Source organism: Catenulispora acidiphila DSM 44928 (genome assembly GCF_000024025.1).
GTDB classification, from domain to species: domain Bacteria; phylum Actinomycetota; class Actinomycetes; order Streptomycetales; family Catenulisporaceae; genus Catenulispora; species Catenulispora acidiphila.
In genome coordinates this window covers 10,321,408-10,339,640 of sequence record NC_013131.1, presented here as the reverse complement: position 1 = coordinate 10,339,640, position 18,233 = coordinate 10,321,408, and the positions used below count along the sequence as shown (strand labels likewise).

Annotated in this window: 17 protein-coding genes; 9 read left to right on the top strand and 8 right to left on the bottom strand. The window is 66.2% G+C overall.

Annotated elements, in window-relative coordinates:
• Nucleotides 1–268 precede the first annotated feature (268 nt).
• The 3 genes from CACI_RS48850 to CACI_RS51875 form a co-directional block, all read right to left on the bottom strand.
• Nucleotides 269–997, bottom strand: a complete 729-nt coding sequence (locus CACI_RS48850) for a hypothetical protein (protein ID WP_143765653.1) — start codon at nt 995–997, stop codon at nt 269–271.
• A gap of 219 nt (nt 998–1,216) precedes the next feature.
• On the bottom strand, nt 1,217–1,720 hold the full coding sequence (locus CACI_RS44140) for a hypothetical protein (protein ID WP_015797464.1): 504 nt from the start codon (nt 1,718–1,720) through the stop codon (nt 1,217–1,219).
• A 31-nt stretch (nt 1,721–1,751) separates the two neighbouring features.
• Nucleotides 1,752–2,663: a hypothetical protein gene (locus CACI_RS51875; RefSeq protein ID WP_190276700.1), complete on the bottom strand. Its 912-nt coding sequence runs from the start codon at nt 2,661–2,663 to the stop codon at nt 1,752–1,754.
• A gap of 441 nt (nt 2,664–3,104) precedes the next feature.
• Between CACI_RS51875 and CACI_RS44130 the strand changes: the two genes are divergently transcribed.
• The 6 genes from CACI_RS44130 (at nt 3,105) to CACI_RS44105 (ending at nt 8,280) form a co-directional block, all read left to right on the top strand.
• Nucleotides 3,105–3,290, top strand: a complete 186-nt coding sequence (locus tag CACI_RS44130) for a hypothetical protein (RefSeq protein ID WP_015797462.1) — start codon at nt 3,105–3,107, stop codon at nt 3,288–3,290.
• A 234-nt stretch (nt 3,291–3,524) separates the two neighbouring features.
• Nucleotides 3,525–5,675 (top strand): hypothetical protein, encoded by a 2,151-nt coding sequence (locus CACI_RS44125; protein WP_143765651.1) that lies wholly within the window; start codon nt 3,525–3,527, stop codon nt 5,673–5,675.
• A 948-nt stretch (nt 5,676–6,623) separates the two neighbouring features.
• A complete protein-coding gene (locus CACI_RS44115; RefSeq protein WP_015797459.1) occupies nt 6,624–7,064 on the top strand; it encodes a helix-turn-helix transcriptional regulator in 441 nt (146 codons plus the stop codon).
• 594 nt (nt 7,065–7,658) lie between these two features.
• On the top strand, nt 7,659–7,847 hold the full coding sequence (locus tag CACI_RS54645) for a helix-turn-helix domain-containing protein (protein WP_083796020.1): 189 nt from the start codon (nt 7,659–7,661) through the stop codon (nt 7,845–7,847).
• Nucleotides 7,822–7,995 carry a helix-turn-helix domain-containing protein gene (locus CACI_RS48840; RefSeq protein WP_015797458.1) on the top strand — a complete coding sequence of 58 codons (174 nt, stop codon included), beginning with the start codon at nt 7,822–7,824 and terminating at the stop codon, nt 7,993–7,995. Before CACI_RS54645 ends, CACI_RS48840 begins: the two co-directional genes overlap by 26 nt.
• 12 nt (nt 7,996–8,007) lie before the next feature.
• Entirely contained in the window at nt 8,008–8,280 is a 273-nt protein-coding gene (locus CACI_RS44105) for a hypothetical protein (protein WP_015797457.1), read from the top strand.
• A 485-nt stretch (nt 8,281–8,765) separates the two neighbouring features.
• On the opposite strand, the gene CACI_RS44095 is transcribed toward CACI_RS44105, so the two are convergent.
• The 3 genes from CACI_RS44095 to CACI_RS44085 form a co-directional block, all read right to left on the bottom strand.
• The gene (locus tag CACI_RS44095) at nt 8,766–10,244 is read right to left on the bottom strand and encodes a tyrosine-type recombinase/integrase (protein WP_015797455.1); all 1,479 of its coding nucleotides are present in this window, start codon (nt 10,242–10,244) and stop codon (nt 8,766–8,768) included.
• A 295-nt stretch (nt 10,245–10,539) separates the two neighbouring features.
• Complete coding sequence (locus tag CACI_RS46975) at nt 10,540–11,196, bottom strand: L,D-transpeptidase (protein ID WP_015797454.1); 657 nt, start codon at nt 11,194–11,196, stop codon at nt 10,540–10,542.
• Nucleotides 11,189–11,701 (bottom strand): SigE family RNA polymerase sigma factor, encoded by a 513-nt coding sequence (locus CACI_RS44085; protein ID WP_015797453.1) that lies wholly within the window; start codon nt 11,699–11,701, stop codon nt 11,189–11,191. Before CACI_RS44085 ends, CACI_RS46975 begins: the two co-directional genes overlap by 8 nt.
• A 364-nt stretch (nt 11,702–12,065) precedes the next feature.
• On the opposite strand from CACI_RS44085, the gene CACI_RS44080 reads away from it, so the two are divergent.
• Together CACI_RS44080 and CACI_RS44075 are read left to right on the top strand one after the other, a co-directional pair.
• Nucleotides 12,066–13,490, top strand: coding sequence for a hypothetical protein (locus CACI_RS44080; protein WP_015797452.1), 1,425 nt, complete (start codon nt 12,066–12,068; stop codon nt 13,488–13,490).
• A gap of 2 nt (nt 13,491–13,492) precedes the next feature.
• Nucleotides 13,493–14,260 (top strand): SDR family NAD(P)-dependent oxidoreductase, encoded by a 768-nt coding sequence (locus CACI_RS44075; protein ID WP_015797451.1) that lies wholly within the window; start codon nt 13,493–13,495, stop codon nt 14,258–14,260.
• On the opposite strand, the gene CACI_RS44070 is transcribed toward CACI_RS44075, so the two are convergent.
• Together CACI_RS44070 and CACI_RS44065 are read right to left on the bottom strand one after the other, a co-directional pair.
• On the bottom strand, nt 14,193–15,140 hold the full coding sequence (locus CACI_RS44070) for a hypothetical protein (protein WP_143765650.1): 948 nt from the start codon (nt 15,138–15,140) through the stop codon (nt 14,193–14,195). The genes CACI_RS44075 and CACI_RS44070 overlap by 68 nt on opposite strands.
• A gap of 126 nt (nt 15,141–15,266) precedes the next feature.
• On the bottom strand, nt 15,267–17,489 hold the full coding sequence (locus tag CACI_RS44065; protein WP_015797449.1) for a transglycosylase domain-containing protein: 2,223 nt from the start codon (nt 17,487–17,489) through the stop codon (nt 15,267–15,269).
• 288 nt (nt 17,490–17,777) lie between these two features.
• Here CACI_RS44065 and CACI_RS54005 point away from each other — a divergent pair, with 288 nt between their 5' ends.
• Complete coding sequence (locus CACI_RS54005; RefSeq protein ID WP_395994357.1) at nt 17,778–18,233, top strand: WhiB family transcriptional regulator; 456 nt, start codon at nt 17,778–17,780, stop codon at nt 18,231–18,233.

Sequence of the window (18,233 nt, the reverse complement as noted above, 5' to 3'; positions counted from 1 at the left end):
GGACTCCACCAGTTCAATGGCCTTTGTAGGTTCCCGTTGAACATGTCGCCTATCCCATCGAGTTGTCGCTGAACTGTCGTTTGCGACAAGTCGGTAGGACTGCTTGCTTGGGCTACAGGTCTGCCCAGACGTGCCCAGGCAGGTATGGGGTTCGGCCGCTGAACAGCCAGTAACAGAGGTCGAACATCCTTCGCTTTGCGTTCTCGAAGTACTCCTGCGGCTCGGGGTCGGGGAAGGACTGGTCTTCGCGGACGACCGTTTCCTGCCGCTATTCATCTTCGTACTGATCGCGGTGCTTGGCGAAGTACTCACGGAAAGCGTCGTCGTCCCATACGACCGACACGAGGTCGGGTTCGGGTCCGATGGTCGCGGCCCCTCGCGGTTCGCTGAACGTCAGGAGCGACAGTAAGTACGCGTAGTTGTGCCGGACGAGATCGGCATCACTCGACCAGACACCGAACTCGATGTGGTGGCGCGCTGCCTGAGTCCAGTTTGCTGACCCCATCCAAGTTAACTTCGGATGGAACCGCAGCACGTCGCCAGCGAACATCTCGTCGTCCTCGTAATACGTTGTCACGCCCAGGACCAACATTTTGGCGTGGAGCATCGGCCTCGCTGTCCCATTGCTTGCCCGCCGCCACCCGGCTACGCGTATCGGACCCAGTTCGACGGGTTCGAGTCGGCTGCTATGGGGATGAATGACGGGTGGCTTGCCTCTCTCGTCGGGCAGAGCCACCTCCTCGAAGCCATCGAGGTAGGTGCTCAGCAACGGTTTGCCCCGCGTCGCGAGTCGCCGCACCGCGCCGTACTCTGGCTGCTGCTTGTCCACAACAATGCAGCATTGATCGAACGATGCGAGAGCCTCAGCCACGGCAAAGTCTGTCAGCCACGGCACGCAGCCAATCGCGGCCGCCGCAGGCTCCAACCGCCGCCAGTACTCGCCAGTCCAGTCGGTACTGCCGTGTCGTGCCAACCCCGCCACCAGATCGTCGAGCACACCTGAGCCGTGCACGACGGTTCCGAAGCCCCAAGGGCGAGGAGTCGATCCGAGTAGCTGCTCATGGTCCCCGAGGGGCCTCATGTCCATAGCTTCAGCATGCCAGCAGAAGGCCGCAGCCACGTTACCTCGTGGCGGGCTTGATGGCTCACGCTCCAGCTGTCCAGCAGATTCAGCGCGTCGGCGTCCTGACTGCGGGGGCAACGCTAGTCATCTGTTCTAGATCCTCTGTGCGCTCCACCGCACGAACCAGGCGTCCGCGTGGACGATGGCCTGGTCTGCGGGGTTCTTCGCCAGCAACTCGTCGTACGCGGTCTCCCCGCGGGGGTCTCTGAACCTGGGGTCGGGTGGGGGCAGCTCGCTGACCGGCCGCCATCGGAAGAGCAAGCCCAGCGTTATCGGCGGTCGAAACGGAGGGGCCAACCCCTTGCGCTCGGCAACGAGCGCGAGCTGATGGGTACAGCGATTCCGCGCATACCTCAGCGCTTGCAGGTATCGGCCGTCTGCGTCACCATCACGCGCGTCCCGATAGGGCTGGTCATCAACCTTGAAGAAGGTTTCGTCGATGCTAATCGCCCACATCAGTGCCTCGGCAAGAGGCGTGAACACAACAGCCGCGTCCTCCGAGGCATCTACCGCCACCTGGTAGCGGGCAGCGGCTTGCCGGAAACCTTCGAGTGCGAGAACGAGCGTGTATTCCGGGTCATTCAGGTCGACCGTCACGGTCTCATCGTTACACAGGCCACGGACATGGTCAGCTGAAGTGGTCCAGGACCTTCTCGCCGGCCTCCAACGCCAACTTCTGAACGCCGGGAGAGTGCGTCAGGCCCTTCACCGCCGTCACCACACGTCCGGTGAGCCGCTTCAGCAGACCGGCATCCGGAACGGCAGTGGAAGCGGCGATGTCCAGCTCTGACACCTCGCTCAGCAGCTCCTGCTGCTCGGACTCGTGGGGCGTCAGGGACGGGGTCAAATCCCGCACGAGAGATACGAAGGCCCGCAAGCCCTCGATGTCCACAGCGCCCGATGTCACCACGTTCTGCGTGAACTGGCTGCTGTTCACCGCAACCGGGCCGTTGATCGGTGCGTTGAACACCGGCCCACCCGCGGACTGCGGCTTTGGGCCGTTCAAGAAGTCACTCACCGATCCTCCAGACGTCGCGCAGTCGATGCCATTCGTCGTCAGCCTTACGTCGGTTCCCGCAAGGTTTGTTACTTCGACCAGGTCCCGGCCTCTGAGATATCGCACGGCCTCCGAGAACTCGTCGTTCGTCAGCATGTCTCCGAGGAAGACCGAGCCCTTCCACCCCAGGAACTGCTGCTGGCTCCCTGCGTGGGTCGGGTACTCGGCGAACAGCCACTGGATGACGGCGTCCCGGGCGAACCGCATCCGCGCAACGCGGTTGCCACGCGTTTCGCGGACCCGCTGGGCCTCCACCTTCCCTCGCTTGGTAATGAGGGAGTCGGGGCGGTCGTCCAGTCCTCGGACCACATCGACGAATCCGCGGTCCTCCAAGATGGTGATCAGCATCCCGACGAACTCCATGGCACCCGGCTCATCCCCCGCATACGCGGAGACGTCGATGTACTCGCTGGGCCGCTCGCGTCCCTGCTCATCGAGCCACAGCAGCAACGGCGGGAGCTGCATCTCCAAGTCCGAGTCCATGGGGCGCAACGCTAGCAACACCGACCCACTCACAGCGGCAAATGAGGAAGGCCGTACCCCCGTTCAGGTGTGGCCTCAGCGCTACGGTTGGCCTCAGCCCTCGCAGCCGGCGCTACCTGAGCGGCTAGTTCTTGAGCCGAAGCGCCACTAAAGGTCACTGCGATGGTGCACACTGTGCTCGTGATGATCGCGTGCCTCAACCTACTACCGCGACTCCCCTTCGCTGCCTCGGTCGTCATCCTCTGCCTGCTTGCGCAAATGCTGTCGTTCGGCCTCAACCGTCATCGACACGTTCGAGTGAATCTCCTGCTCTCCTGCTGTTCCGGCTAACTGCCACGCCCGGAAGGCGTGTCACCACGGACAGGCGCGAGGACGAGCCCCGGGGCTCCTCAGCAATCCTTTCGCCCTTCCGTGTCCTCGGAACCAGAAGGGCAGCCGAACATGGCCGCAGAGAAGAAAGAGATCAACCAGCACGACGAGCAGGAACCGATCCCGGCCGACGCAGAACACAGCGAAGACAAGCCGGGTCGCGAGATCGTCGTGTCCTTCGTGAAGGGTGCCGCGTTCGCGCTGGGACGCAAGGTCGTAGACAACACCGACAAGATCTGGGACTTCTTCACGAAATAGTCCCGATGGGGTTGCGGGATGCCGTCGTTACAACGCGAGCGGCGGCATCCGCGTCTGCGGCGACGTCCGTGGGCCTGCTGAGATTCCTGTGATCCATGAGGTAGACGTTGTGAGACCGTGCAGGTGCTTCGCAATGGGTGATCAAGTGTCACCGTCGCGATCGAGTTCGCAGCGCAACCGCCACGGCGGCGGAACCCGTTTGTGCGGCGAAGTAGTCAGAGACACGATGGTGCTGTGAACTTCGCAGGCCAGTCAGCCCTCTTCAAGGTGACAGTACGGCCCGCGCGTGCCGCGTACCTGATTGCCGAGGGCAGCCGTGATGGCTTCCGGCTCGCGGTTCAGGAAGCAACTTCGCGGTGGGGCGGGCAGACCGAGCTGGTTGTTCCTATCCAGGAGAACGGCACAGTCGCGCAAGACTTCCTACAGGCTATCGAGATCTCGCACATTGATGGCCTGGTGAACGTTGATGCACGAGACGATCATGCGAGAGTGTTGGCTGGCTCCCTTGGGATGCACCTCACGCCGCTTGAGCACATCGATGAGTGGGGCGTCACCAAGTTCACGAGCCACCCAGGCGACCTGGTCGTGCCCCCTACTGTCGACGGGAGCAACGGCTACGTCATCGCCGCCGAAAACGCGCCACTGTGGCAAGCGGTCGCTGCGGGAGACCTGCGAGCCGAAGCGGAGAAAGGCTTTCACGCCGCCGGGATCGCCTTCCGTCGAGCCCGATTCGACCATGAGATCGGCGAGTCGCAGGTGTGGGGGCACACTCTCCTAGGCACGACGACCGTCTCGATGATCGAAGAGTGGGCATCGCCAGCGCCCATGGACTCTCCGACCACCGTCGTCCTCATCTCCGGGGACGACGACTTCGAGGGGTGCTTGAGGTTCTGGAATCTGCGCGCTTTGCGCTCCGTGGGCCGTCACGGCGACTGTCCCATGTACCTGCTGCCCGTGGACATCGGCCATTGGACAACCTGGCCGCGCGTATTCGCCGGCGCATTGCAGCGACCTGACCATTTTTCCCCCGACGTGCTGATCACGTCCTCCTCCGTCGAGGACGAAGCAAAGCATGCCTTCGCCCAGAGCATGGGCTTGGAGCTGTCGGAGGACAAGCAGATCCAACGCAAGATGTCGTTCGGCAAGCAAGCAGCGAAACGATCAGCCCCATTCACCTACCTGCCGGGCTTCGCGACCATCGTCGGCTTCAAGCGCCGCTACGGGGAGACGGAGTTCGTTGATGTCCCGGTAACCGGTGACAAGACGGCGCTGCGCTTCACCAGCCCGGTTCCGACCAAACTCGCCTTCGGCGGCCTCTCACTGGTCAGCATTGGCGGAGAGCCGATCGACGCATTGCCGAAGCGTGAGACGGTGGCCAAGCTCGTCGCTGACAACGCCGAGTGGCACGACGAGGCCATTCAAATCCCGGACCACGTCAAGCACGACTGGCGGATCGAGCTCCGAATTCCGACACTGACCGCCGCCTACGAAGCGGTCATGGGCGAGGTGGCTGTCTCTCACCCACTCTCCGACAAAGGCGCGATCGGCATGGGGCTGATGGACCCAGCTGCGCTCGATGCACTGGGCGAACCGAACGTCTTCGAGGCAATCAAGCAGCTGACAACCCCGCGCGGCGAGGAGATCGCCAAGAAGCTGCAAAAGCTGTTCGGCGCAGACCAACCGCTTACCGAGGACCAGAGGGCGTTCGCCGAAGAATTCGGTGGCCGTAGTGAACGCGTCTTCAAGAGCGCAGAACGACTCGGCTACGGCTCTTTCGAGACCGCACAGGTTGTCCTGGAGCGCCTAGCCGGGATCGGTTGGGCGGAACGGGGCTTCCAGACTGCGTGTGTCAGCTGCAAGATCAAGAGCTTCGTGCCCTTCTCGCAGCAAACCTCCCGTGGCGTCGCCCGCTGCCCGGTGTGCGACGCGACGGCCGAGTACACGCGCGAGCCGAAGCGCGGCCTGGTGGTACATCACCGACTCGACGCCCGGGTGGACTTCGCGAACGTCCAGGGTGTGATCCCTCACCTTATGGTCATCGGAGCGCTCACCCGCCGCTACAAGCACGCGCTTCTCAAGCCGGGAGTCGATCTCTTTTTTGCGGACGGAGTGCAGGGCGAGGCCGATGTCCTAGGCATCTGTGACGGCAAGTTGGTCAGCGGAGAGGTCAAGACATCCGGCAAGTCGTTCAACGCCAACGAAGCACAGCCCGACAGGGACCAACTCGTCAAGGACCTGATGATCGCCAAGAGACTGCGCTCGGATATATATGTGATGGCCGCCACGAGCCCAATTGAGCAAGCGGCCAAGGACCGAGCGAAGACCATGTGCGAGGAGCTGGGCATTGAGCTACTTGTTCTTGAGCGCAACGACCTACTGCGCTGACGCACTCTTGCCCAGACCTTGAGCGGATTCGCTAAGCCGCCATAGGGGCGAGGTGGAGTAGACAATGTGCTGCTCCCATTGGAACTAGGCAGCCTGATCAGGCGCTAGTGTCCATGACGCGCCGAACCGATCGCACATGAACGTTGCTAGGACACGTGGGCGTAGCCGCCCGCGCTCCAGACCGCATGGCGGAAGGCTCCGAGGTGAAGTAGCTGGCCAGTGGGAACAGGCGCCGGCGTACCGGCAGGGAAGAACGCGCCCCCGCAGCGGTCGCAGTACCACCCCTGGTTCCAGACGGCGAGGGCAGCATGCTGGCCGCGGAGTACCAGACTGTTACGCCTGACGCGCCGAATGAAGGCGCCCAAGAAGAGCACGACCGGCAGCAGGAAGAACACGGGTATGAGCCAAGTCCCGAAGGCGTAGCCGCCCTTCTGAGCCGCAGTGACCGCCGCCGGAGATCCATGCCGTGTCATGTTGAGTGCGATCCACACCATCAGAACGAATGGCGGAACGAAGAAGAGGGACGCTCCCAGGAGCCAGCCGGCTTTGCGCGGGGAGGGTGCTGGTGAGAGGGCGCTTGCTATGCCACTGATCGTAACGCCACCGTGGGCGGCGTATCCGTAGGCAACATGACCCCCCGCGACACCGATCGCGGAACTGGATCCTTGATACATGCCGAGGCCGTTTCGGTAGACGGCAGGTACGTGCTGGACCCGCTCGACCTGACCGCAATGCGGGCAGGCGAGTGAACCTCGAACGGGTTGGCTCGCGGCCTCCATAGCCACCTCCTGCGATCATTTGGCCAGTTCAACGCCTCGGACCTGCGACTGTACCCCACTGGCGAGGTGCGGGCTAGGAGTATTTTTGGACTTTAGTCCTTCTTCGTTGCGGCATGTTAGACTCACGTTCGAGGACCTGCCGAAGCTAAGAAGGGGGACGGTGCGCGACATGGCTGCCACTGCCGAGGACGCGTCGGCCAAGGAACTGCCGTTCGTCGCCAAACGTCTCGATCTCCTGTTCAGGATCGCGAGCGAGAAGGCGGGCAGGAAAATCGGGGCCGGTGTCGTCGCCGAAGGCATCAACGCCGCGGCTGGCGAGAAGGTGATCGAGCAGAGCTACATCTGGCAGGTGAGAACGGGCCGGAAGGACAACCCCTCCTACAAGGTCCTCATGCAGTTGGCCGGCTACTTTGGCGTCCACCCGGCGTTCTTCTTCCCCGACGACTCGGAGAACGTAATCGATCCCGATCTCCAGGTCGCGCTTAGGGATGAACGAATCCGGAACCTCGCGCTGCTAGCCGTTGGCCTCTCCGACCCGAGCATCGAGGCGGTCACCATGATCGCCAAGAACAGCCGCTCCCTTGAGGGTCTGGCCGAGCGCCCGGCCTAGAAGCCAGTAGCAATCACCACGCCGCGCCCGGCGCCTCGTAAATGAGGCGCCGGGCGCGGCTGCTTTACGTCCCGCAGCGACGTCAGGTCCGACGCGGCTTCCTTTTCGAGGTGAAGCCCTCCAGTGACGCCCTCCACCCCCGCCGCACTGGGCAAGCGGTTCACGGCGCGTCCGCGGCGTCGTCAAGCTCTGCGGCGCGCGGTCGAGCGATCGCAGATTTGGACCATAGTCCAGAAATGGGGCCGGTGTGCTCGACTACGGTTGACACTGGATCTAGACCATAGTCTATGATCGACTCATCGATCTGGACTCGACATCGGGTCTGGACTTCCCGCCGGCGCCGACCTCAGCGGCGCGGCAAACCCATCTTCCTTGGAGGCTCACGCATGTCCGAGTTCCGTTTTCAGCTCCCTGTCCACGGGTTCACCGCACCGCAGATTCCGGGGATCACGCCAACTGGACGCCATCGGCGCCGTTGCGTCCGACGCAGGATCGCGCTCCGTCGGCTGATCGCCCGAGGCACCGTCTTCGCAGCGCTTGTCGTAGCCGGCTGCGAGGCGATCGTCGAGGGAGGTGAAGGTCGTGCCTAGCTGGATGTCCTACGAAGAAGTCGCCAAGCAGCTTCGCGTCAGCCGCAGCACCGTCCGACGTCTCGTGCGGCAGGGGGAACTTCAGGTCGTTCCGGTCGGCGGGTGTCGGCGAATACTGACTCTGTCATACCTCTACTACGCATGGACCACGCTGGGGGTGACTGCAAATGATCGGCCCGCTCTACACCGTTAAGGAAACCGGGCTCGTCCTTCGGACCAGCCGGACAACGGTCTACCGGCTCATGAAGGCCGGGGAGATCGAAGGCGTCAGGATCAAGGGATCGCGACGCTTCACCGTCAGGTCGGTTGAGCAATACGTCGCCAGCCAGGTCACCGAGTAGAACGGGGTTTCCATGCCTACTTTCCCGCTAGACACCGGCGAGGACGTCCGCGACAAGATCGACTGGGAGGGCGGCGTATGGGGTGCCCTCTGCTGGGGGCTCGCTGCCGAAGATCTCCCCGAGCAGTACCGCGACGACTGGCGGTCGATGGCCAAGCTCTACAACGAGCTCGACGAACGCGCCACCGCCTTCTATGACCGGCTCCCGCCGGAACCCGACAGCGATACAGAGCAAGAGATCAACGCGGTAGTCGAACGCGCCGGTTCGACCCACAAGATCAACTGAACCCACTCGTTACGTCGGAGGAGTCTCATGCGAAACATCAAGATCTACGACCGGTACGCCGAATGTCCAGACGACGCCTGGATCGGCCGACGGTGGCACTCAACTCGGAAGCCTGACTCCGGAGGCGAGTTGATCGGCGTGATCATGGCGGTCCGGCCAGGCGCGGTCAGGGTGCGCTGGCCTCCCGGTTGGCCTGTACCCGACAGCTGGGAGGCGACCGACCGAGGCACGCTGATGAAGACCTAGTCCCGATTCACAAGTGGACCCCTCCGATTCCGGAGGGGTCCACTTTGCCTTGTGCCGCGGCTCAGCTGAAACGACGCGGCAGAGGACTCCGTGCCGGACTGAACTGATCGCTTCGACCACCTGACGGTCGATCGGCCTAGGGGCCGTCGGTTGCTTGATAACTCAAAGCCCACTTCACAGAAGCCAAGAGCGCAGGGCCGAGAGGGAGCGGAAGATACCGCTCCCTCTCGGCCGGCCGTCTAGGCGGCAAGTCGGTCCACAGACAGCTTCAGTTCTTCCATCATCTTGAGCACCGACGCCATGTCTGGCGTCACAGCTTCAGCGGCCGTCGGCATCGGCTCGGCTTGATCGGCGACAGCGCCGCGACCCCGGAAGGCGTCGAGGGCCGCGAGAGCGGCCTCGCCGGCGCCTGGCAGTGTGCCGAGGTACTGCTCAGTCGTAGTGATGCTGCCGTGGCCGAGGCGTTCCTTCGCGACCTGGAGGTCAGCGCCGCCGGCCAGGAGCCAGGACGCGTGTGCGTCCCGCAACGACTTCGGGGTGACCTTGAAGGAGATGCCCGCAGCTTCCACCGCGGGGTAGAAGATCTGCTTCCGGAACCAGTCGCCGTCGATATGGCCGTCCGTGTCCCGGTGCCGCGGTGCGTTCCGCGGAGCGTCCTTGCCGATGGCACGCCGCTCAGCCCGGTACGCCGACATCGCGTCTCGACAGAACTGGCAGCGGCACTTCATGCCGGAGTACGCGGAGATCGTGCCGTGTCGGTACTGCCGGCCAGACTTGGGATGGGGCTCGGTCCAGCCCAGGGTGATCGGATCGGGGAGTTCGTCCGGGCGCCTGCGCTTCTTCGGCTCCGTCGGAGGGACGTACTCGAAGAACAGGTCCTCGGAGCCCAGACCGCGACGAGCAGCGAAGTCGACAAGGCTCGTGGTCAGGCGGCGGGAAATCTTCAGCTCACGCCACTCGCCGTCCTTGGGATAGTCCTTGACCAGGAAGCGCTTCCCCTGCGGGTGGAACTTCGGGTCGAGCTTCACGACCGCACGCGCGATGGTGATGAGGTCAGCATCGGGATCGAGATCCTTGACGCGGAACTCGGTCAGCTCGCCCCACCGCATGCCTGTCTCGATGTCGGTCTCGGTGAGCAGTTGCATGCGCTCGCCGTCGTGCTCACTCTCGCCGATCGCCGCGTGGAGCTTGTCGTACTGTTCCGCTGTGATGATCCGCTTCGTCTTCTTGGCGACCGTGGGCCGCTTCACGCCCTGGCCAGCGTGCAGGAACGTGACCTGGTCGTTGAACGCAGTAGTCAAGATCGCGTCCATCGCCACCTTGGCGTTGCGCCGGCTTTGAGCGGAAACGCCCGCGCCGGCCATCTTCGTCATCCACTCACGGACGTGCTCGGGTAGCACGTCGACCATCCGCATCCCGCCGAACTCCGGCAGGATGTGCTTGTTGATCAGGTAGGTGTAGGTCTGGCGGGTCGAGCACTCGATCTCGTGGTTCGGGAGCCACGTGTTCAGCACGTAGGCACGGAACTTCTGGCGTCCACGCTTCGGGTCGCCGATGCGCCCAGCCGCGATGTCGTTCTCGGCCTTCTTCGCCGCGTCCTCGGCCTGCTTCTCGGTCGAGTAGGTACCCGCCGAGCGGGTGTTGCCGCGGATGTCGCGGTAGTTGGCTACGAACCGTTCCGTTCCGTTCTTGCTGATGCGCTTTCTGACCCAACCCAAAGACTGCCTCCCCAAGGCCCGTGTCCGCAAAATGTCCGCGGACACTGTGAAACAACTGGAAACGATCTGAGGCTGGTGTTACAGCAAAAATAGCCTCTGACCTGCACGTTAACAGTCGTACGATGGGGATGACAAGCCATCTATTTGACAAGCCGTGGGCGTTCGGGACGTAGAGGCCGCAGGTTCAAATCCTGTCACCCCGACTACGTGAACACAGATCAGAGGCTCGCTTCTCGGAAGAGAAGCGAGCCTCTGACTCGTTTCGGGCGTTGTCCGGATGTTTCTCGGGCCGCGGTTACTGGATCTTGATGTGATCGCCGATCGCGACGTTGGTGTACAGCCACTGCGCCATGTCGGTGCTCATGCCGATGTCGCCGTGTGTCCGGTTGCCCTTGCCGAACCGGCCGTCGTCCCATGGCATCGCGTAGATCTGCGGGCCGCCCGCGTCGAGCGTGAGCACCCAGTGAACGGTCAGGCGGTACGAGGTGTCGGTCCCGCTGTCGCTCACCTTCTCCGCCTGGTCCTGCTTGGCGGTGATGGTGAAGGTGCCGACGTGGCTCGGGTTCGCAGGCGTTCCGGCGGTCACCGGGACGGTCTTCACGATGTGGCCCTGCTTGTCGTAGACCGTCATCTGGTCCTGCTTCAGGTCGATCAGTGCGATCGGCGTCGCCTGCGTCGTCTTGGCCGGCGGTGCGGATTTCGACGCGGAGGAGCTCACGCTGGGTGACACGGTGTGGCCCTGGTGTCCGCCGGTCGGGCGGAGTGCCACCAGGCTTCCTACGCCGATGATCGCCACTGCTGCCGTGGCTGATGCCACTGCCGTCATGCGCCGCCGGTGGGTGACGCGGATCTGCTCGCCGCGGGAGCGGATCAGTGACGGGGAGCGGAATGCGGCTGCTGTCTCGAGGTTTCCGCCCAGATCGGCCAGGCGGTCTTCGATGGTGTCAGGCATAGCTGGGCCTCCCCTTCAGGTCTCCGTCTTTCGATTCGCTCAGTACTTGCGCCAGCGCTGCTCGGCCTCGCGACAGCCGGGCTTTGACCGTGCCGACCGGTGCTCCGACCTCGGCTGCGACCTGCTCGACGGTCAGCCCGGCCAGGTGGTAGAGGACGATCGCTCGGCGCTGTGCCTCGGGGATGCCCCGCAGGGCGGTGACCAGGGCCACCGAGTCCGGGCTCAGGTCCGGCACGTCCGGTGGCGGTCCGTGCCGTCTGTGTGCGACGGTGCGCCGCACGGCGGACCGCCACGACGACACTTTGATTCGATAGGCCACCAGCCGCACCCAGGCGACGGGATCGTCCATCCGCGACACCGAATCCCAGCGTTGCCAGGCCCGGGCGTACGCCTCCTGCACCGCGTCCTCGGCCTCCACCGGGTCGCCCAGCATCGCGACGAGTTGCGCCGTCACCCTCCGGACCGACCCCAGGTAGAACTCGTCGAAGTCCTGTTCCTGTGACACTCGTGTCCATCTCCTCCCCGCCATCTGCGCTTCCATCACACCAAAACGCCGGGGCCCGGGGCGCGGTTGCACGCGGGTTTCGGGGGCGGGGCGGCCGATCAAACGACAGTCGTGTCGGTCCGCGTTTTTCGCGGAGGAATCGGTCAAATCATTTCAAACGCTCGCTGGGAAATCCATCGCGGGTCGGGGGTTCGCCTGGCGGATGGTCGCAATGCATTTCGGGGTGGGTGGGGGCGGGGCTGCGACCTGCAAGCCATTGGCTGTGGGACAAAAGGATGTTGTGCGCCGGGAAGTCCTCCCGCGATCTCCGTAAATGTCCTCACCCCAATGGGGTAACGTCCGCCGCTCGGGTAGCGTACGGTCCATGCTCGATCTCTGGCACGGCACTCACGGGGCGGACCGCTTCGACCTGACCGCGCTGCCCTGGTGGCGGGTCTGCCGCGTCGACGCGGTGGCTCCGGGTCAGGGTCCGGTGCCCTCGTTCCTTGACGACCTGGGGAAGGCGTTCGCCGACCAGGGGCACGAAGTCGGCCGGCCCGTGTCGGTGGCCGGCGTCGGGTCGCGCGTCGAACTGGACGTGCTGCTGGTGCACATACCCGTCCCGGCCGGTCCCGGCACGTTGCTGGACCGCGTCGCCGAGCAGTACCCGCCGCTGATGGTGACGTTGCGGCGGACCGGCGATGTGCGCGGCGGTGTGCGGAACCTGGTCGGGGTGTTCGAGGTCGACGAGCCGCTGGCCGGTGCCAAGCACCTGGAAGTGGTGCAGCTCGCTCGGGTGCTGATGGCGCGGGTCGGGGCGCCCAAGACCCTGTTCGTGTATCCGGACCCCGAGACCGGCGAGATCCTCGAGGCCACGTTGTGCACCATGGAGGGCGGCCACCCCTCCATCACCACGGACATAGTCCGGGACATCCGCGACCGGCTGGTCGCCGTGGCCTGCGCCACCGAGGTGAACGACCGGCTGGACCGGGTCCCGGACTCGGTGCCGACCTCGGCCTTCGACGCCGCCGGCTCCCCGCGGGTCCTGGTCTCCGCCGGGCGCCGCATGGGGAATCTGGGCCTGCTGCCCCCGCCGCACCGGGTGTCCGACTACGTCTCGGTCACCATGGCCTCGGCCTACCAGCGCTACCTCGGCATCAAGGGGTTCAGCGAGGGCATGATGTTCGTCTTCGACCCGGACCTGCAGGCGCTGGTGGTCACCGCGTCCGGCAGCTTCGAGGTCGACAAGCGGGACCTGCGGCCCGAGGACGTCGTGGTCGTGGACCACCGGCTGGACGGCGGGCGGCTGCGGCTGCTCGAGGTCGGCGGCGCCGGGCAGAAGGGTCCGTCGGTCGAGGCCTGGGAAGTCTGCGCCCTGATGGCGGCGGCGCCCAAGATCCGGGTGAGCAAGGATGCCAGCGGTATATGGCGCCCCGACCCCGAAGGCACCGTCGAGGTGCCCTCGGTGCGCGGCGGTCTGCACGCGCACGTCGGCGTCGACGAGGCGGACGAGACGCTGATCGAGAGCATCCCGCCGGACCGCACCGCCTACCCCTACGGCTTCGGCTGCGGGACCGACCTGATGGTGGACGTCGCCGCCGCCACGGTGCGGCGCTCGCAGGCGATCAACGACGCCGGCGACAGCCGCTCCTACGTGCGCTGGCCGATGCTCTACCACGGCGAGATGGCCTTGGAGCTGTGGACTCCCGACGTCCCCGACGAGCCGCTGACCGGTCTGCTGGACCTGTTCGACCCGGCCGGCCGTGCCGCGATCGCCTTCCGTACCGACCACGTCGATCAGCCGGTGTGACGATGAAGCAGACATATGCCAGAGCCCTGGTGACCGGGGCGTCGTCCGGATTCGGCGAGCACTTCGCGCGGCAGCTGTCTGCGCGCGGGACGGCGCTGGTGCTGGTCGCGCGGCGCGGTGAGCGGCTGGAGAAGCTGGCCGCCGAGCTGGGCACCGAGATCGAGATCCTGCCCGCCGACCTGACCGATCCCGTTGGGCTCGCCGTGGTCGAGGATCGGCTGCGCGATGCGGCGAACCCGGTCGACCTGCTGGTGAACAACGCCGGCGTGGGCACCACCGGCGCGTTCGCCAAGCTGCCCGTGGAGGGCGAGACCGGCAAGGTCGCGCTGAACGTCATGGCACTGATGCGCCTGTGCCACGCCGCGCTGCCCCGGATGACCGAGGCCGGGCACGGCGGCATCCTCAACGTCTCCTCGCTGTCCGGCACCACGCCGGCGCCGAGGGCTGCGACCTACGGCGCGACCAAGGCGTTCGTCACCTCGCTGAGCGAGAGCCTGAACCGCGAGTCCCGGAAGCACGGCGTGCACGTCACCGCCCTGCTCCCGGGCCCGGCGCCCACCGAGCTCACCGAGGCCGGGTTCGAGAACCTGCTGCCGCGGCTGTTCTGGCAGGCGCCGGAGGCGATCGTGGCGCGCGGGCTCGCGGCGGTCGCGGCCGGCAAGCCGGTCTGCATCCCGAGCCGGGCGCTGTCGATCGCGACGGTCACCGGGTCCCGGATGCCTCGGTCCTTTCAATACTTGGTGGGAGACCGCCTGTTCGGCTCCAAGTGATGCCGAACAACGCGTAGACCTTCGTGATGAGGTCGCCGGCGCCGGCGTAGTGCTGCGGCGCGCCGTCCTGCGGGGTGAGCGTGACGCCGCCGCAACCGCCCGCCTCGGCGTCCACGGTCGCCAGGCCCGGCAGCGTGATCCGGACCCGGGTGCCGTCGTCCATCGGGCAGCTCCGCGCGCCGGGGATCGGCGGTTGCAGGGCGTTGAGCAGGTCGACGACCTGGTGGACGATCAGCGGCGCGGTGGCCGTGGCGACGCGGGTCTGCGCGGGCGGCAACGCGAACTGCGGGTTCAACCCGGTGATGGTCACCACAGACACCGACGGGGCGCCGTAGCCGAGCGCCGAGCCCGCGGGCCGCGAGGGCGTCCAGTCGACGTCCGCGTCGAGCCGGATGATCGTGCGGCCGTCCGCCCCGGTCGCCGGCGTCACGATCAGCGAGCCGTCCGCGCCGGGAAAGGCGAAGCTCACGAAGGCCGGCGCGGAGGACCCGCCGTCGCTCCACGCCGACAGCGACGATCCGGTCGGCGGATGGGCTCGGACCGCTGCCAGCACCTGGTCCGGACTTTCCGAGCTCTGATACCAGCCGACCGCGTCGACCTGCGTCTGCGCGCCGGATCTCATCGGCGGCTCGCCTAAAGCGGACGGCAGCGGATCCGGTCGGCTCCCAGCCTCGGCCGCGCCGGGCGGCGGCTGGAACGCCGCCAGCATCCGCGTGACCTCGCGCTGAGCCGCTGCCTCATGGGGATCGTTCGCTGAGGACGATCCTGCGGGCGCCGGCGATCCGGCCGTGGAGGGCGTAGAGGGCGTAGAGGGCGTGGAGGCCCTGGAGCCGGAGGGCGCCGCCTCCGCACCCGCCGCGGCGCCGGCCACGACGACCACCGCCGCCAGCGTCGCGCCGATCCATCCCCGGATTTTCCGTAGTGTCGATCGAGGAGACGTCATAAAGATTCGACGGGGCGCGCAGCCGATCGGTTGCACGCCCCGCCGAGATCCTTTGCCGCGCGGCTACTGCCCGCCGAGGAATCCGCCGATGAACCCGCCGTTGCCGCCGCCGTTCTGACCGCCGTTGGCCTGGCCCGGAGGGTTGTTCTGGCCCGGCGGCGGAGTCGGCTGGGTGGGCGGCGGGATCTCGCCGGACAGCTCGGGCACCGCGAAGTCGGGCACCGAGGTGCCGGCCAGTGCGCCCTTGACCGCCTGCCCCCAGATCGGCGCGGCCAGGCAACCGCCGCAGACCTGGGAGTAGTACTGCCCGTGGATCTTCAGGTTCACCAGGCCCTTGTCGCCGGGCTTGGGGGAGACCTCGCCGACCCAGACCGCCGCGGCCAGGTTCGGGGTGTAGCCGTCGAACCAGGTCATCAGGCGGCTGTCGTTGGTACCGGTCTTGCCGGCGGCCGGACCGGAGAAGTAGTCCTTGACCTTGGAACCGGTGCCCTTGTCGACCACGCCCTGCAGCATCCCGGTCAGCTGGTCGGTCAGCGAGGGGTCGATGGTCTGGTGGCAGTCGGGGGTGGCGACCGGGTACTGCTTGCCGGAGGTGTCGGTGATCGAGATGACCGCGGTCGGCTTGCAGTACATGCCGCGGGCGGCGATGGTCGCGTAGGCGTTGGCCATCGCGATCGGCGTCACCTGGTTGGTGCCCAGGGTGAACGAGCCGATCTGCTCCAGGCGCTTGCCGGCGCCGTTGTCGCTGTCGATGGTCAGGCCGGCGGCGGCGGCCAGCCGGGCCGGCTCGCACAGCCCGGTCTGCTCCTGCAGCTTGATGAAGTAGTTGTTGACCGAGTTCCACAGCGCGCTGGTCATGGTCTGCGGACCGGCCTCACCCTGGGTCTCGTCGGTCGGCTTCCACTTGGGGTCCTGGGTGATGCCCTGCGGGGTGTCGCAGGTCGTGAACTTGGTCTGGGTCTCGTCGATCTGGTAGGGCAGGTTCTGGACGTAGTCCGGGGTCAGGCCCTTCTCCATCGCGGCCATCGCGACGAAGGACTTGAAGGTCGAGCCGGCCTGGTACCCGTTGCCGCCGCCGTGGGCGGGGTCGGCGGCCAGGTTCAGATAGGTCTGGCCCGCCCCGGTGCCCATGTTCCGGCTCTGGGCCATGGCCTTGATCTGCCCGGTCCCGGGCTGGATCATCGCGATCGCCGCGCCGGGCAGGTCGGTGGCCGAGACGTTGTCGTTGATCGCCTTCTCGGCGGAGGCCTCCATCTTGGGGTCCATCGTGGTCTTGATGGTCAGCCCGCCGCGGTTGAAGAAGGCCGCGCGGTCGGCCTTGGTCTTGCCGTATATCGGGTCGTTCAGGATCTCCTGCTCGATGTACTCGCAGAAGAAGGCCGCGCTGCCCGGCGCGTAGATGCAGCCGGAGTGCTGCGCCTGCAGGTTCAGGCCCAGCGGCATCGCCTTGAAGGCGGCGGCCTGCTCCGGCGTGATGTAGTGCACGGTCGGGTCGGCCATCCGGTCCAGCACGGTGTTGCGCCGGTCGGTGGCGGCCTGGGGGTGCTTGGCCGGGTCGTAGGCGACCGGGTTCTTCAGCATCCCGATCAGGGTCGCGGCCTGCGGGACGGTGAGTTGGCTGGCGTGCACGCCGAACCAGCGGTCCGCGGCGGTCTCGATGCCCGAGACGTTCTCGGCGAAGGGCACCAGGTTCAGGTAGCGCTCGAGGATCTCGGTCTTGGAGAACTTCTGCTCCACGGCGATCGCGTACTTCAGCTCGCGGACCTTGCGGGCCATCGAGTCGCCGGTGGCGTCGGCGTACTTGGCCTTGTCGTTGCCGGCCTCCAGCACCAGGACGTTCTTCACGTACTGCTGGGAGATCGAGGAGCCGCCCTGGTTGGACCCGCCGAGGTCGGAGACGAACGCGCGCAGCGTGCCCTTCATGTCGATGCCGCCGTGCGAGAAGAACCGGGAGTCCTCGGTGGCGACCAGCGCCTGCCACACGTTCGGGCTGATGGCGTTGAAGGGCACGATCACCCGGTTGCCGAAGTCGCCCCAGACCGTGGCCATCACCGAGCCGTCGGCGGCCAGGATCTGCGAGCGCTGCGGCAGGTCCGGGGTCTTCAGGTCGTCCGGGATGTCCTCGAAGTGGTCCGAGGCGCTCTTGGCGGCGAGCCCGGCGGTGCCGACGAAGGGCAGTGCCATACCGGCCACCAGCACGCCGGCCAGCGCACTGATCATCAGAAGGCCGAACAGGGCGCGCAGTGGTCCGTTGCCGCGGAAGGGCCGGGGCGGGTGCGAAGCCATGGGGGACACCCTACGGTGTCGGCCTCGCCCCCGGCGGGTGGGTGGCGCGGCCGGTGGGGCGCGTCCGCGCGGCGGCGGGTGCGGCATCTGCGGCGATCTAGTCACAAAGGACCATAGGAATTGAGTACATCGGGGACTGTTGCGCCCTCGGGATCTTCCGTATTGTGCTGATTGGCTGCCGAGATCGACCCTTCCACCAGGTCGGATGCGTTCCGCGTCCGACCGTCGGGCCGGCACACCAGCGACGCGTCCGGGTCCGTGGACGCCCGCCGGTGAGGGGAAGGGCCGCTGTCGGCTCCGCCGTTGGGGGAGCTCGATCTTTGCGAGAGGACGGCACCGGCGATGAGCTGGGTAGAGGACTGGACCGTTGTGGCGGCGTGCCGCGGCATGGATCCGGATGAGCTGTTCGTGCAGGGAGCGGCTCAGAACCGGGCCAAGACCGTGTGCTCGGGGTGCCCGGTGCGTACCGAGTGCCTTGCCGACGCCCTGGACAACCGCGTCGAGTACGGGGTCTGGGGCGGGATGACCGAGCGCGAACGGCGCGCGCTGCTGCGGCGGCGCCCTGAGGTGCGCTCCTGGCGGCAGTTCCTGGAGTCCGCCAAGGAGCACTACGAGCGCAGCGGTGCCGAGCGCACCGGCGGCGAACTCGGCGCGGCCGCCGAGGTCGACCCGCGGTTCGCCGCGGCGACCCAGGGCGCGATCCCGCGCCAGCGCAACGAGGCCGGCTCTTTCGGCCGGGCGTGA